Here is a 13,170-nt window from a genome sequence, read left to right as displayed (position 1 = left end):
TTCAGGGCGCATCGGCAGGCGCGGTTGCTCGCCACGGCTCGCCCGCAGGCGAGGCGGACGGGGCGCGCGAATATACCGCACGGCGTACATCGCGCCAGCGCTCCGGCATGGCGCGCTGTTCGAGCCATATCCATCGTCCGGCGCGGCCCGGCTGGGTCAGGTGGACCAGCAGCAGCGATTGCAGGTCGAGCGCCACCGCGGCGCGCGCCGCATGAACGGCCCGGCCGCGATCGGCGCCCGTCAGGCTCCAGCACAGGCCGTCGAAGTGCAGCACGCCGGCACCGTCGCTTCGCAGCCCAAGTCCGGCCGCAGCGCCGGAAAACAGGACGCTCAGCACCAGCAGCAGCTGGCGCCAGCCGACACTATCGATCAAATAGCACGAGAGACCTGCGCAGCAGGCGCCCAGGGCCCAGGTGGCAATCAGGATCCGGGTCGCACCGCGCGAGCGCCCCACCGGATAGGTCACCGAGGGTGCGCTGTACATGGAAGAGCAAGATTCAAACGCGCTTGAACACCAGCGTGCCGTTGGTGCCGCCGAAGCCGAAGTTGTTCTTGACCGCGACATCGATCTTGAGATCGCGCGCCTGATTGGCGCAATAGTCGAGGTCGCACTCCGGGTCCTGGTTGAAGATGTTGATGGTCGGCGGGCTCTTCTGGTGATGCAGCGCGAGCACCGTGAACACCGATTCAATGCCCCCGGCGCCGCCCAGCAGGTGGCCGGTCATGGACTTGGTCGAATTGACGACGAGCTTCTTCGCGTGATCACCGAAAGCCAGCTTGACCGCATTGGTCTCGTTGACGTCGCCGATCTGCGTGGAGGTGCCGTGCGCATTCAGGTACTGGACCTCGTCGGGGTTGACGCCCGCATTGGCCAGCGCCATGGCCATCGACCGGCGCGGGCCGTCGACGTCAGGCGCGGTCATGTGGTACGCATCGCCGGTCATGCCGAAGCCCGAGACTTCCGCATAGATTTTGGCGCCGCGCGCCTTGGCGTGTTCGTACTCCTCGAGCACGACCACACCGGCGCCCTCGCCCAGCACGAAGCCGTCGCGGTCCTTGTCCCAGGGACGCGAAGCCGTGGCAGGATCGTCATTGCGGGTGCTCAACGCGCGAGGCGCGGTGAAGCCGCCGATGCCGAGCGGAGAAATGGTCGACTCGGCGCCGCCCGCGATCATGACGTCGGCGTCGCCGTATTCGATCATGCGTGCCGACGTGCCGATGGCGTGCAAGCCCGTGGTGCAGGCGGTCACGACGGCGATGTTCGGACCCTTAAAGCCGTACTTGATCGAGACGTGGCCCGAGATCATGTTGATGATCGAAGCCGGCACGAAGAACGGCGAAATGCGGCGCGGTCCGCGGCTCGCGTATTCGCCGTGCGTCTCTTCGATCATCGGCAGCCCGCCGATGCCCGAGCCGATGTTGCAGCCGATGCGCACGGCCTTCTCATAGGACAGCGCTTCGCCGGTCGGCAGTCCGCTGTCCTGCACCGCCTGGATGGCGGCGGCAAGCCCCAGATGAATGAAGCGATCCATGTGGCGCGCTTCCTTCTCCGAGATGTATTGGGTGATGTCGAAACCCTTGACCTCACCGGCGAACTTGCAGGCGAAGGCGCTTGCATCGAACGCGGTAATGTTCGCAATGCCCGACTTCCCGGCCAGCAGATTGGCCCAGGATTCGGCTGCGGTGTTTCCGACAGGAGCGATGCAACCGAGTCCGGTCACGACGACGCGGCGTTTGGTCATGCCGGCAAACCTTTCTGGAAGCGCTGAACAGCTGCCGAGCGGCGCGGGCGGTTGAAAAAAGAGCCGCCGGCCGTCGTTGCAGTGTCAGCTGGCCGATCAGGCCTTTTGATTCTTGGTGGCGTAGTCGACGGCGTTTTGCACCGTGGTGATCTTCTCGGCGTCTTCGTCGGGAATCTCGATGCCGAATTCGTCTTCGAGTGCCATCACCAGTTCGACCGTGTCGAGCGAGTCTGCACCGAGGTCGGCCACGAAGGCCTTCTCGTTGGTTACTTGGGACTCTTCCACGCCGAGCTGCTCGGCGATGATTTTCTTGACACGTGCTTCGATATCGCTCATTTGGTTCCCTCTGAGGGTTGTAGGTAACAGTGGATTTTAGCCGGGCGCATTGTGGCATTTGCCGTGCGCCCGGTACGGGAAAAGTTTGCGCCTTGCGGCTACATGTGCATGCCGCCGTTGACGTGCAGTTCCTGCCCCGTCACGTAGGACGCCTGGGGAGATGCGAGATAGGCCACTGCATGCGCGATGTCGGCCGGCTTGCCCAGATGGCCCAGCGGGATCTGCTGCAGCAGCGCCTGCTGCTGTGCCTCGGGCAGGCTGGCCGTCATGTCGGTTTCGATGAAGCCCGGCGCCACGCAGTTGACCGTGATGTTGCGGCTGCCCAGCTCGCGCGCCAACGCGCGGGTCATGCCCGCCACGCCGGCCTTGGCTGCCGCGTAGTTGGCCTGTCCGGCATTGCCGGAGGCGCCCACCACGCTCGTGATGCTGATGATGCGGCCGTAGCGCTGCTTCATCATCGGGCGGATCACCGCGCGCGAGAGGCGGAACACGGCCTTGAGATTGGTGTCGAGCACCGCGTCCCAGTCGTCGTCCTTCATGCGCATGGCGAGCGTGTCGCGCGTGATGCCGGCGTTGTTGACCAACACGTGGATGGCGCCGTAGGCCTTCACGATCTCGTCGATCAGAGCCTCGACCGCGACGGCGTCGTTCACGTCGAGTGCGCGGCCGCGGCCGTCGAAGGCGCTGAGCGCCGAAGTGATCTTGGCCGCGCTGTCCTCGGTGGTGCCGGTGCCGACCACCTTGAGGCCACGCTGCGCCAGCTCGAGCGCGATGGCTGCGCCGATGCCGCGCGATGCGCCGGTGACCAGGGCGACCTGCCCTTCGAATTTGGGAATGCTCATAAAAGAAGTGTCTGGGCCCGCGCCGTTCAGCCGGCGAGCGATTGTCGGGTGTCCGCGAGCGTTGCCGGGTCGTACACCGACGCGGCTTGCAGCTCGGGGGCGATGCGCTTGACCATGCCGGCCAGCACCTTGCCCGGCCCGCACTCGATGATGGAGGCTATGCCGCGCAGTTTCAAGGCCTGCACGCTTTCGACCCAGCGAACCGGACCGGCGGCCTGGCGCACGAGGGCGTCGCGGATGCGCGCGGGATCGGTCTCGACCGCCACGTCGATGTTGTTGAGCACCGGGATCTGCGGCGCAGCGAGCGTGAGGGTGGCGAGCTTTTCGCGCAATGCCTCGGCGGCGGGCTTCATCAGGCTCGAATGGAAGGGCGCGGACACCGGCAGCAGCAGCGCGCGCTTGGCACCGCCGGCCTTGAGCAGCTCGCAGGCCTTGTCGACGGCCGCCTTGCTGCCCGCGATCACGGTCTGCATCGGATCGTTGAAATTCACCGCCTCGACGATCTCGGCGCTGCCTGCACCGAAGGACGCCGTGGCTTCCGCGCAGCCCGCCACCACCTTGGCGGCGTCCATGCCCAGCACCGCCGCCATGGCGCCGACGCCGACCGGCACCGCCTGCTGCATGGCCCGCGCCCGAAAGCGCACCAGCGGCGCGGCCTGCGCGAGCGTCAGCACGCCGGACGCAACCAGCGCCGAATATTCACCCAGCGAATGCCCCGCCACCACCGACGGGGTGGGCCCGCCTTCGGCCAGCCAGGCGCGCCAGGCGGCAACGCCGGCCACCAGCATCACCGGCTGCGTGTTGGTGGTCAGCGCCAGTTCTTCCTTCGGGCCGTTCTTGATCAGCCCGCCGATGTCTTCGCCCAGCGCTTCGGAAGCTTCGCGCAGGGTTTCGGCCACGGCCGGATGATCGCCCCAGGCATCGAGCATGCCGACGGCCTGGGAGCCCTGACCCGGGAAGACAAAAGCAAAGGATTTCATTTTTATCAAAAGCGTCGTGTCGCATCGCAGCCCGGAGGGGCATCGCGATGCACTACAGATTCAATAGCACCGCGCCCCAGGTGAAGCCACCGCCCACGCCTTCCAGCATGACGGTTTCGCCCTTCTTCACCTTGCCGGACCGCACCGCCTCGTCGAGCGCCAGCGGAATGGAGGCGGCCGAGGTGTTGCCATGCTCGTTGACCGTGACGATGAGCTTCTCGCGCGGAAGCTTCAGCTTCCTGGCCGTGCCTTCCATGATGCGGATGTTGGCCTGGTGCGGAATGAGCCAGTCGATGTCGGCCTCGGTCTTGCCCGCCTTGGCCAGCGTGGCGCGGGCGGCATCCTCGAGCACGCGCACCGCGAGCTTGAACACGGCCTGTCCGTCCATGTGCAGCAGCGGCGTACCCAGCACATTGCCGCCCGAGACGTGGCCCGGCACGCAAAGAATGCCGACGTGCTTGCCGTCCGCATGCAGGTCGCTTGCCAGGATGCCCGGCTCCTCGCTGGCCTCGAGCACCACGGCGCCGGCACCGTCGCCGAACAGCACGCAGGTGGTGCGGTCGTTGAAATCGAGAATGCGCGAGAACACTTCGGCGCCCACGACCAGCGCGCAGCGCGCGGTGCCGGTGCGGATCATGGCGTCGGCCACGGTCAGCGCATAGACGAAGCCGCTGCAGACCGCCTGGACGTCGAAGGCCGGACAGCCGGCCACGCCAAGCTTGTTCTGGAGAATGGCCGCCGACGAAGGAAACACCATGTCGGGCGTCGAGGTCGCGACGATGATCAGGTCGATGTCTTCCGCCTTGCGGCCCGCAGCTTCGAGCGCGTGGCGGGCAGCCTCGAGGCCGAGATCGCTGCTCGTGACCTCGGGCGCTGCGAAGTGCCGCGCATGGATGCCGGTGCGCTCGACGATCCATTGGTTCGAGGTTTCGATGCCGCGCGTTGCCAATTCCTTGGCAAGGTCGTCATTGGTCACCCGGCGCGGCGGCAGGTAGCTGCCGGTGCCGGTGATGCGTGAATAAGGGCTCATCAAACGTGAAGGGCCGTCGCGTCGGCTGGCACCGCGGGCTCCTGCCGCGCGAGCAATGGCGCGGCGTGAGCGATGCGGGCCCGCACGCGATCGAGCAGGTTGTTGCGAGCGGCATCATAAGCGCGATCCAGCGCATGGCCGAAAGCCACTTCGTCGGCCGAGCCATGGCTCTTGAAAACCAGGCCACGCAGGCCCAAGAGGGCCGCACCGTTGTACCGGCGGTGATCGAGCCGGTTTTTAAACGCTTTTAGAACCGGATAGGCAACAATTGCCGCCGCTTTCGTGAAAATGCTCCGCGAAAATTCCACGCGGATGAACTCACCGATCATCGAGGCCACGCCTTCGCTGGCCTTCAGCGCCACGTTTCCGACAAAACCGTCACAAACGACGATATCGGTCGTGCCCTTGAAAATATCGTTACCTTCCACATTGCCGTAGAAGTTCAGATCCTTCGAGTTGGCGGCCGTACGCAGCAGTTGACTGGCCTTTTTGATCGTTTCGCTGCCCTTGATCGCCTCTTCGCCGATGTTGAGCAGGCCGACCGAAGGCGCCTCGTTGCCCGTGAGCGCCGAAACCAGCGCCGAGCCGAGCACGGCAAACTGGAGCAGGTCTTCCGCGTCGCAATCGACGTTGGCGCCCAGGTCGAGCACCGTGGTGGCGCCGCCCTTGGCGTTGGGAAGCTGAGGAGCGATGGCCGGACGATCGATGCCGTCGAGCGTCTTGAGTAGGTAGCGGGCAATGGCCATGAGGGCGCCCGTGTTGCCGGCCGAGATGGCCGCCTGGGCGGCACCATCCTTGACCTGCTGGATCGCGATGCGCATCGAAGAATCCTTCTTCTTGCGCAGGGCGATTTCGATCGGGTCGTCCATGCCCACCACCTCGCTGGCCGCGACGATGCGGGCGCGCGGATGCGCGGCAAAGCCTGCCAGCGCAGCCGGCGCGCCGACCAGCAGCAACGAGGCTTCGCTGTGCCGCTCGAGGAACGCGCGGCAGGCCGCAAGCGTGACGCGCGGCCCATGGTCGCCTCCCATGCAATCCACGGCGAGCGTGATTGCGGAAGGCGCAGCAGTGGATTCGGGGAAAGAAGGCGTAGCCATCAAAACAAAGGCCCGACGCTACGGCAAAAGTAGCTTCGGGCCTCGGCCTTGGGATGCGAGATCAGGCTTCGGACTTGTTCTTGAGCACCTGGCGGCCACGGTAGAAACCGTTGGGGCTGATGTGGTGGCGCAGATGCGTTTCGCCAGTGGTCGGCTCAACGGCAATGCCGGGCACGACCAGCGCATTGTGGGAACGGTGCATGCCGCGCTTGGAAGGCGACTTCTTGTTTTGCTGGACGGCCATGATGGCTCCTGGACTGTTAGGTGAGTGATTGGATGCGCTCTCTTGCGGTGGCAATCCAGGGGCATGCATGGAATGCCCTTGTCTGTCTTGCTGCTCACGGCGGCGCGCGCGAAGCCCATGATTATAGCCCAGGCGGCGAAAAAGGGCTACTTGCCCTCTTCCGGCTTGCGCGAACGCAACGCGCCGAGCACCGCGAAGGGGTTCGGCTTGGCCTCTTCGGCCGCCTGGAAGTCATCGTCGCTGGAAGAGAGCCGCACCGGGACCGGGCAGACCTCGTGCACGGGCATGACGGGAATCTCCATCAGGAGCTCGTCTTCGATCAGGGTGGGCAGGTCGAAGTCCCGGCTCACGACGAGCAGGTCTTCCTCGGACTCCTCGTCTTCGGCCTCCGCCGTGGCCTCGTCGGCAACGAAGCGGAACCAGCGGTCCACCACCAGCGGCGTCTCCACAGGCGTCAGGCAGCGCTGGCAGGTCAGCGGCACGGTCGCTTCGGCTTCCAGGTGCAGCCAGGGCACGGCCTTGCCGTCGGCGCCCGGGCGTTCTTCGCCGGTCGCCGTCCAGCGGACCACGGCATCGGGCGCCGGAGCCGCCAGTTCGGCGGCAAGGCGCACATAGCTCGGAACCGGGTCGGTGGCGTGCAGGGTGGCGGCAGCGGCGGCAAAGCCGGCCACGTCGAGCCGTTGGGGGGCAAATTCTCTCTTCATCCGCGCCAGTCTAGCGCGCCGGCCGCGTCACCCCCAAAGGCATGCCCGAGGGTTTTGCGCGGCTCCCGCACAATCTGGCCCATGCAACGCCCCTTGATCCTCGCCTCGACCTCGCGCTACCGGCGCGAACTGCTGAACCGCCTGCACCTGTCCTTCGATGTACAGGCACCCGAAGTCGACGAAACGGCGCTGGCCGGCGAAACGCCGCGCGAGCTGGCCGAGCGGCTGGCGCTCGAAAAGGCGCGCGCCGTGGCCGCACGCTTTCCGGAAGCCGTGGTCATCGGCTCGGACCAGGTGGCCGAGTTGGCGGGCGAGGCGCTCGGCAAGCCCGGCGACCACGCGCGCGCCACGGCCCAACTGCGCCGGATGCGCGGCCAGACACTGGTGTTCCAGACCGCGGTGGCCGTGGTCTGCGAGGCCACCGGCTTCGTCCAGCGCGACCTGGCGCCGGTGCGGGTGGTGTTCCGCGAACTCAGCGATGCCGCCATCGAGCAGTACCTGCAGGCCGAGCAGCCGTACGACTGCGCAGGCAGCGCGAAGAGCGAAGGGCTCGGCATCGCCTTGCTGAGCGCGATCGACAGCGACGACCCGACGGCGCTGGTCGGCCTGCCCTTGATCCGCACCTGCCGGATGCTGCGCGCCGCGGGGGTCGAACTCCTGTGACGCACGGCAAGCTCTACCTCGTTCCCGCGCCGCTCGACTTCGGCTGCGACACCCAGGCGCCGCTGCAGGACGCCCTGCCGCTGGGCACGATCCAGGCCGCCGCCGGGATCACCCACTGGATCTGCGAGAACGCCAAGTCGGCCCGCGCCTACCTGAAGCGGATCGATGCCGTCGCGCCACTGGCGGCGCCGCTGCAGGCGCAGGACATCCGCGAACTGCCGCGCGAGGTGCACAAGAAGGGCGACCACGCGGGGCAGTTCGATGCCCGCCCGTTGCTGGCCGCCGCGCTCGAAGGCCACGACGTCGGCCTGCTGAGCGAGGCCGGCATGCCGGCGGTGGCCGACCCCGGCTCCTCGGTGGCGCGCGCCGCGCATGACCTGGGCATTGCCGTGGTGCCGCTCACCGGGCCCGTCTCGCTGCTGCTGGCGCTGGCTGCGAGCGGCCTCAACGGGCAGAACTTCGCCTTCGTCGGCTACTTGCCGCAGGATGCCGGCGAGCGCCAGGTGCGCATCCGCGAGCTCGAGGCGCTGGCGCTCAAGACGGGCCAGACGCAGCTGTTCATCGAAACGCCCTACCGCAACGCCGCGCTGCTGCAGGCGCTGGTGCAAACGCTGCAGCACAACACCCGGCTCGCGGTAGCACGCGGCCTGACGCTCGCCAGCGCCCACGTGCGCAGCGAAACCGTGAAATCCTGGCGCGCCAAGGCGCAGCCGGGCACATTGGACGAACGCCTGCCGGCCGTGTTCGCGATCGGGCGTTGACGATGGGGGTGACCGCCGGCACGCGCTGGGCCTCGCGCGCGCAGTTCTTTTCGTCCGGATTCATCTTTGCGACCTGGGGCGTGCATGTTCCGACGGTCAAGGCGCACTACGGCATCGACGAAGCCGAGCTCGGGCTGGCGCTGCTCGCGGCCGGCGCCGGCGCGATGTTCGGGCTGACCAGCGCCGGCCGCTGGATCGGCCGCCACGGCCCGCGGCGCATGGCCGCGCTCTGCGGCTGCGTCTATGCCCTGCTGCTTGCCGGCCTGATCGCGATGCCGGGCTATCTTTTCCTTTTGGCATTGCTGGCGGTCTTCGGCCTGGTGACCAGCGTGTTCGACGTGGCCATCAACACCGAGGCGGCGCAGCTGGAGCTGCACGGCGGCAAGCCCCTGATGAGCGGCATGCACGGCATGTTCAGCCTGGGTGGCATGGCCGGCGCCGCGAGCGGCAGCGCGGCACTGGCCGCCGGGCTCGGGGCGCAGGCGCATCTGCTGTGGGTGGCAGCGGCAATGGTGCTGGTGGTTGCCGTCGCGTCGACGCGCATGCTGCCCAGGCCGCCCGCCGCGAGTGATGCCGCCCCGGCGGACCATCGCTTCCGGCTGCCCCGCGGCACGCTGGCGGTGCTTGGCGTGCTCGCCGCGCTGGGCCTGATTGCGGAAGGCGCCATCTACGACTGGAGCGTGCTCTACATGCAGCAGGAACTCGGCAGCCCGCAAAAGCAGGCCGCGCTGGCCTACGCGAGCTTCTCCGCCGCCATGGCGGCGGCGCGCTTCGGCGGCGACGCCATGCGCGCGCGCTTCTCGCCGACGGCGCTGCTACGCGGCAGCGGCATTCTGGCGGCCGTGGCCATGGCGCTGGTGCTGCTGACCGACCTGCCCTGGCTCGCGTTGCTCGGCTTCGCGGGCGTCGGCATCGGTTTTGCGAACGTAGTGCCGATCCTGTTCGGCGCCTCGGCGCGCGTGCCCGGCGTTGAACCCGCCATCGGCATTGCCGCCGTCTCGGCCGTGGCCTACCTGGGTTTCATGGCCGGCCCGGCGGTGATCGGCCTGCTCGCGCGGGCCAGCTCGCTGACGGCCGCGCTCTATGTGGTCGTGGTCTTTGCCGCGGCGCTGGCGGCCTCGGCCCGCCTCACGGGCGAGGACGGCAAACGGTCTTGAAGCGACTGGCCGCCGGCCTCAGCGCAGCGCCGGCGTGGCGGACTGCAGCGAGCGGACGGTGGCCGCGCCCATGGCGGCGCCGAATTTCTTCGCAAGTTTCTCGGCCACGTTGTCGCGCCGGGTGTAGTCGGTGACCTCTTCGGCCTTGATGACTTCGCGCGCTACGAAGTCGACATTGCCCAGCTGGTCGGCCAAGCCGAATTCGACGGCCTGTTCGCCGCTCCAGAAGAGGCCGCTGAAAAGCCCCGGGGTGTCGAGCTTGAGCCGGTCGCCGCGCCCGCTTTTCACCACGTTGATGAACTGCGCGTGGATCTGGTTCAGCATGGCCTGGGCATGGGCGCGCTGCGCGTCGCTCATCGGGCTGAACGGGTCGAGGAAGCCCTTGTTCTCGCCGGCCGTCAGCAACCGGCGCTCGACGCCGACCTTTTCCATCACGCCGGTGAAGCCGAAGCCGTCCATCAGCACGCCGATGCTGCCGACGATGCTGGCCTTGTCGACGAAGATCTTGTCGGTGGCGGCCGCGATGTAGTACGCGGCCGAGGCGCAGGTTTCCTCGACCACCGCGTAGATCGGCTTCTTGTGCTTGGCCTTCAGGCGCTTGATCTCGTCGCTGATGATGCCCGCCTGCACGGGGCTTCCGCCGGGCGAATTGATGAGCAGCACGATGCCCTTGGCGCCCTCGTCCTCGAAGGCCGTCTTCATGGCCGCCACCACGAATTCCGCGCTGGCGTCGCCGCCGTTGGCGATCTCGCCCTTGATCTCGACCACCGCCGTGTGGGCCGTGGTCTTGGCGGCGCTCGGCGCGTTGCGCGACATCGCGAGCCAAACCAGGAAGATGAAGAAGGCGAGCCACGACAGGCGCGTGAAGGTCTTCCAGCGGCGCGCCGCCTTCTGCTCGTTGAGCGAAGCGAAGGCGAGCTTCTCGAGCGTTGCGCGCTCCCATCCGGGACGCTGCGTGGGGTCTTTGGCCATGTTTCTCGGCGCGCCCTGCGAGGACGCAATGGGGGTGGCCGGCTCAAAAGGATCAAAACCTTCGGGTTCCGTGCGGTTCGGGTCGGTCATTGTCAAAAAATCAGGGGATGGAGGTTCCAGGCAGTATGCCAGTGCACCACGCCGTCACGTTCGCTGAGGGCGATCTTCACGAGCCCGCCGCGGCATGGGCCGCCGGCGCATTCGCCGGTGTCCGGCCGGTAGACCGCACCGTGGGTGGCGCAGAGCAGCCACTGGCCGCTGTCGTCGAAGAAGCGGTCGGGCTGGAAATCCAGCTCCATGGCCACGTGGCTGCATCGGTTGAGGTAGGCATGCGGCTGCCCTTCGAAGCGCACAGCGAAGGCCCGGCAGGTCTCGCCGCCATAGACCACATCGAAAGGGACGGCCCGGCCGCCTTCGACCAGCTCCGCGGCATTGCACAGGGGAATGCGCTGTTCTTCGCTCATGCCGCGATTTTCAGGCGTTGTCCAGAAGCCATGCCTCCAGGCTGGCCACCGAGTGGGCGACGAACAGCGGCTTCAGTTCGTCGAAGCTCTCGGGCTCGTGCGCGCCATAGCTCACGCCCACGCTCGCGCAGCCGGCATTGAGCGCCAGCTGCAGGTCGTGCGTGGTGTCGCCGATCATCAGGGTGCGCTCGGGCGGCACCTCGAGCTCCTCCATGAGTTCGAGCAGCATGCGCGGGTGCGGCTTGCCGAAGGTTTCGTCGGCGGTGCGCGAGGCGTCGAAGCGGTCGCGCAGCGCGACCGACTTCAGCGCCTCGTTCAAGCCGCGACGCGACTTGCCCGTGGCCACGGCGAGCTTGTGGCCGCGCGCGCGCAGGGCGTCGATCATCTGCAGCACGCCGTCGAACAGCACGAGGTCGTCCTGGTGCTGCAGGTAGTGGTAGCGGTAGCGCGCACCGAGCTCGGCGTATTTTTCCTTCGGCACATCGGGCGCGGCGCGCGCCAGGGCCTCGGCCAGGCCCAGGCCGATCACCCATGCGGCGTCGTTCTCGCTCGGCTTGGCGCCGCCGACGTCGATCACGGCCGCCTGGATGCAGCGCACGATGAGCCGCGTGGAGTCGTAGAGCGTGCCGTCCCAATCGAAGGCGATCAGGTCGAAGCGCAGGGGTCTGGAGGAATCAGTCATTGGCCGTGGGAGTGGGATGTTGGGCAAGCGCTTCGATCGCCTGGGGCGGCATCAACGCTTGCAGCTCGGGCGGCAGGCCGGCCTGCAGCGCCACGCGCTCGCCCGTGGCGGGGTGGGTGAACTGCAGTCGCCAGGCATGCAGGAACATGCGCTTGAGGCCGAGCTTTTGCAACACGCGCTGGCGCTCGAAGTTGCCGTATTTGTCGTCGCCCGCGATGGCATGGCCGGCCGATGCAAGGTGCACGCGGATCTGGTGGGTACGGCCGGTCTTGATGGTGACCGCCAGCAGCGACAGCGGCGCGGCATCGCCCGGCAGCGTGAGCCGCGCGAGCACGCGCACCAGCGTCACGGCCCGCATGGCATCGGGATGGTCCTTGGCGACCACCCGCACGCGGCGTTCGCCGGCGCCCGCGCCGTCGCCCGGCAGCAGGTACTTGGCGAGCGGCGCATCGAGCACCTTCTTGTTGGCAGGCCAGGCGCCCTCGACCAGCGCGAGGTAGGTCTTGCCGGTCTCGCGTTCGCGGAACTGGTCTTGCAGCGCCACGAGCGCGCTGCGCTTCTTGGCCACCAGCAGGATGCCCGAGGTCTCGCGGTCGAGCCGGTGCACCAGTTCGAGGAACTTGGCGCCCGGGCGCGCCGTCCGCAGCTGCTCGATCACGCCAAAGCTCACGCCGCTGCCGCCGTGCACGGCCACGCCGGCGGGCTTGTCGATGGCCAGCACCGCGTCGTCCTCCAGCAGCACCGGGAATTCGCGCGCCGGCGCGGGCGGCGCAGCGCCCTCTTCGGCCCGCGGTGATATCCGTATGGGAGGCAGCCGCAGCACGTCGCCGGCTTCGATGCGGGTCTCGGCCTGCACCCGCCCCTTGTTGATGCGCACCTCGCCCGACCGGATGATCCGGTAGACATGCGTCTTGGGCACGCCCTTCAGGTGGCGGAACAGGAAGTTGTCGAGCCGCTGGCCCGCGGATTCCGCATCGACGGTGATGAACCTGATGGCCGCATGCGGCGCGCCGGCGTCCGCCGCAGCCTTTGGGACTGCGGGATCTGGAACTGCGGGATTTGGAGCGGCCGCGGGGCTTCGCTTCGCACCTATAATGTTTTTCACCAGCGCGGTCGTGTAAGTGCTTGATTAGACAGAAGTTTAGATCACTGCAGTCAAACGCCCAGGACCATGCTGCGAGGTCGATGCCGCTTTGGCGCCGAACCTGCAAACCCCGCGCAATTGCGCAAAGTGGCAGGCGTGGCGCCCAAGTCAAGCCGACACCCACGAAACACCGATACGGAATACCCAGCCTGCAGCTTCCAAGCTGCCGGCGGATCGAAGCGAGTCCCTTGTGTTGATGCTGCTGATTCAAATGTGCCTGCGCTGGCCCACCTGGCTTCTGCCAGCGGCCTCAGGCATTGAGTCATCCGCACCGCGCGCCACCATTGCGCAACCAGCTATCAATAAGATAGCTGCTCAACACCGAACCTGGCTCGCGCCCATCCACGCGCCC

Annotated in this window: 16 protein-coding genes; 3 read left to right on the top strand and 13 right to left on the bottom strand. The window is 67.4% G+C overall.

Annotated elements, in window-relative coordinates:
• Position 1: 1 nt before the first annotated feature.
• The 9 genes from FB547_RS08970 to FB547_RS08930 form a co-directional block, all read right to left on the bottom strand.
• A complete protein-coding gene (locus FB547_RS08970; RefSeq protein ID WP_145741442.1) occupies positions 2-484 on the bottom strand; it encodes a hypothetical protein in 483 nt (160 codons plus the stop codon).
• A 13-nt stretch (positions 485-497) separates the two neighbouring features.
• Positions 498-1,742 (bottom strand): beta-ketoacyl-ACP synthase II, encoded by a 1,245-nt coding sequence (gene fabF, locus FB547_RS08965; protein WP_145741440.1) that lies wholly within the window; start codon positions 1,740-1,742, stop codon positions 498-500.
• 96 nt (positions 1,743-1,838) lie between these two features.
• On the bottom strand, positions 1,839-2,078 hold the full coding sequence (acpP, locus tag FB547_RS08960; RefSeq protein ID WP_007830471.1) for an acyl carrier protein: 240 nt from the start codon (positions 2,076-2,078) through the stop codon (positions 1,839-1,841).
• A 98-nt stretch (positions 2,079-2,176) separates the two neighbouring features.
• Complete coding sequence (gene fabG / locus FB547_RS08955) at positions 2,177-2,920, bottom strand: 3-oxoacyl-ACP reductase FabG (RefSeq protein ID WP_145741438.1); 744 nt, start codon at positions 2,918-2,920, stop codon at positions 2,177-2,179.
• Between the two features lie 26 nt (positions 2,921-2,946).
• A complete protein-coding gene (gene fabD / locus FB547_RS08950; protein WP_145741436.1) occupies positions 2,947-3,900 on the bottom strand; it encodes an ACP S-malonyltransferase in 954 nt (317 codons plus the stop codon).
• Between the two features lie 52 nt (positions 3,901-3,952).
• Positions 3,953-4,930 (bottom strand): beta-ketoacyl-ACP synthase III, encoded by a 978-nt coding sequence (locus tag FB547_RS08945; protein WP_124957201.1) that lies wholly within the window; start codon positions 4,928-4,930, stop codon positions 3,953-3,955.
• Positions 4,930-6,027, bottom strand: a complete 1,098-nt coding sequence (plsX, locus tag FB547_RS08940) for a phosphate acyltransferase PlsX (RefSeq protein WP_145741434.1) — start codon at positions 6,025-6,027, stop codon at positions 4,930-4,932. The genes FB547_RS08945 and plsX overlap by 1 nt, the downstream gene beginning before the upstream one ends.
• 61 nt (positions 6,028-6,088) lie before the next feature.
• On the bottom strand, positions 6,089-6,271 hold the full coding sequence (rpmF, locus tag FB547_RS08935; protein WP_007830466.1) for a 50S ribosomal protein L32: 183 nt from the start codon (positions 6,269-6,271) through the stop codon (positions 6,089-6,091).
• A 146-nt stretch (positions 6,272-6,417) separates the two neighbouring features.
• Positions 6,418-6,975, bottom strand: coding sequence for a YceD family protein (locus FB547_RS08930; protein ID WP_145741432.1), 558 nt, complete (start codon positions 6,973-6,975; stop codon positions 6,418-6,420).
• An 81-nt stretch (positions 6,976-7,056) separates the two neighbouring features.
• On the opposite strand from FB547_RS08930, the gene FB547_RS08925 reads away from it, so the two are divergent.
• Genes FB547_RS08925 through FB547_RS08915 form a run of 3 tightly spaced genes read left to right on the top strand, consistent with a single transcriptional unit; the run spans position 7,057 to position 9,556 of the window.
• Entirely contained in the window at positions 7,057-7,638 is a 582-nt protein-coding gene (locus FB547_RS08925) for a Maf family protein (protein WP_145741431.1), read from the top strand.
• Positions 7,635-8,399: an SAM-dependent methyltransferase gene (locus FB547_RS08920; RefSeq protein WP_145741428.1), complete on the top strand. Its 765-nt coding sequence runs from the start codon at positions 7,635-7,637 to the stop codon at positions 8,397-8,399. The genes FB547_RS08925 and FB547_RS08920 overlap by 4 nt, the downstream gene beginning before the upstream one ends.
• A gap of 2 nt (positions 8,400-8,401) precedes the next feature.
• On the top strand, positions 8,402-9,556 hold the full coding sequence (locus FB547_RS08915; RefSeq protein WP_145741426.1) for an MFS transporter: 1,155 nt from the start codon (positions 8,402-8,404) through the stop codon (positions 9,554-9,556).
• Between the two features lie 18 nt (positions 9,557-9,574).
• Here the strand turns inward: FB547_RS08915 and FB547_RS08910 are convergent, their stop codons facing one another.
• From FB547_RS08910 to FB547_RS08895, 4 genes are read right to left on the bottom strand one after another with little or no spacing between them, the layout of a single operon-like run.
• A complete protein-coding gene (locus FB547_RS08910; RefSeq protein ID WP_145741424.1) occupies positions 9,575-10,618 on the bottom strand; it encodes a S49 family peptidase in 1,044 nt (347 codons plus the stop codon).
• Between the two features lie 2 nt (positions 10,619-10,620).
• Positions 10,621-10,992 (bottom strand): Rieske (2Fe-2S) protein, encoded by a 372-nt coding sequence (locus tag FB547_RS08905; RefSeq protein WP_145741423.1) that lies wholly within the window; start codon positions 10,990-10,992, stop codon positions 10,621-10,623.
• A gap of 10 nt (positions 10,993-11,002) precedes the next feature.
• On the bottom strand, positions 11,003-11,674 hold the full coding sequence (locus tag FB547_RS08900) for an HAD family hydrolase (protein ID WP_145741421.1): 672 nt from the start codon (positions 11,672-11,674) through the stop codon (positions 11,003-11,005).
• Positions 11,667-12,779 (bottom strand): RluA family pseudouridine synthase, encoded by a 1,113-nt coding sequence (locus tag FB547_RS08895; RefSeq protein WP_145741419.1) that lies wholly within the window; start codon positions 12,777-12,779, stop codon positions 11,667-11,669. Before FB547_RS08895 ends, FB547_RS08900 begins: the two co-directional genes overlap by 8 nt.
• Positions 12,780-13,170 lie beyond the last annotated feature (391 nt).

Source organism: Variovorax beijingensis (genome assembly GCF_007828835.1).
GTDB lineage: Bacteria > Pseudomonadota > Gammaproteobacteria > Burkholderiales > Burkholderiaceae_C > Variovorax > Variovorax beijingensis_A.
Note: the sequence above shows the minus strand (reverse complement) of the source record. Positions and strands in the feature narration are given on the sequence as shown.

Bases quoted from the DNA above. Each gene is read 5' to 3' on its own strand.
- fabD (WP_145741436.1), bottom strand. From the start codon at position 3,900: ATGAAATCCTTTGCTTTTGTCTTCCCGGGTCAGGGCTCCCAGGCCGTC.
- fabF (WP_145741440.1), bottom strand. From the start codon at position 1,742: ATGACCAAACGCCGCGTCGTCGTGACCGGACTCGGTTGCATCGCTCCT.
- fabG (WP_145741438.1), bottom strand. From the start codon at position 2,920: ATGAGCATTCCCAAATTCGAAGGGCAGGTCGCCCTGGTCACCGGCGCA.
- FB547_RS08910 (WP_145741424.1), bottom strand. From the start codon at position 10,618: ATGACCGACCCGAACCGCACGGAACCCGAAGGTTTTGATCCTTTTGAG.
- FB547_RS08925 (WP_145741431.1), top strand. From the start codon at position 7,057: ATGCAACGCCCCTTGATCCTCGCCTCGACCTCGCGCTACCGGCGCGAA.
- acpP (WP_007830471.1), bottom strand. From the start codon at position 2,078: ATGAGCGATATCGAAGCACGTGTCAAGAAAATCATCGCCGAGCAGCTC.
- FB547_RS08900 (WP_145741421.1), bottom strand. From the start codon at position 11,674: ATGACTGATTCCTCCAGACCCCTGCGCTTCGACCTGATCGCCTTCGAT.
- FB547_RS08945 (WP_124957201.1), bottom strand. From the start codon at position 4,930: ATGAGCCCTTATTCACGCATCACCGGCACCGGCAGCTACCTGCCGCCG.
- rpmF (WP_007830466.1), bottom strand. From the start codon at position 6,271: ATGGCCGTCCAGCAAAACAAGAAGTCGCCTTCCAAGCGCGGCATGCAC.
- FB547_RS08915 (WP_145741426.1), top strand. From the start codon at position 8,402: ATGGGGGTGACCGCCGGCACGCGCTGGGCCTCGCGCGCGCAGTTCTTT.
- FB547_RS08970 (WP_145741442.1), bottom strand. From the start codon at position 484: ATGTACAGCGCACCCTCGGTGACCTATCCGGTGGGGCGCTCGCGCGGT.
- FB547_RS08930 (WP_145741432.1), bottom strand. From the start codon at position 6,975: ATGAAGAGAGAATTTGCCCCCCAACGGCTCGACGTGGCCGGCTTTGCC.
- FB547_RS08905 (WP_145741423.1), bottom strand. From the start codon at position 10,992: ATGAGCGAAGAACAGCGCATTCCCCTGTGCAATGCCGCGGAGCTGGTC.
- plsX (WP_145741434.1), bottom strand. From the start codon at position 6,027: ATGGCTACGCCTTCTTTCCCCGAATCCACTGCTGCGCCTTCCGCAATC.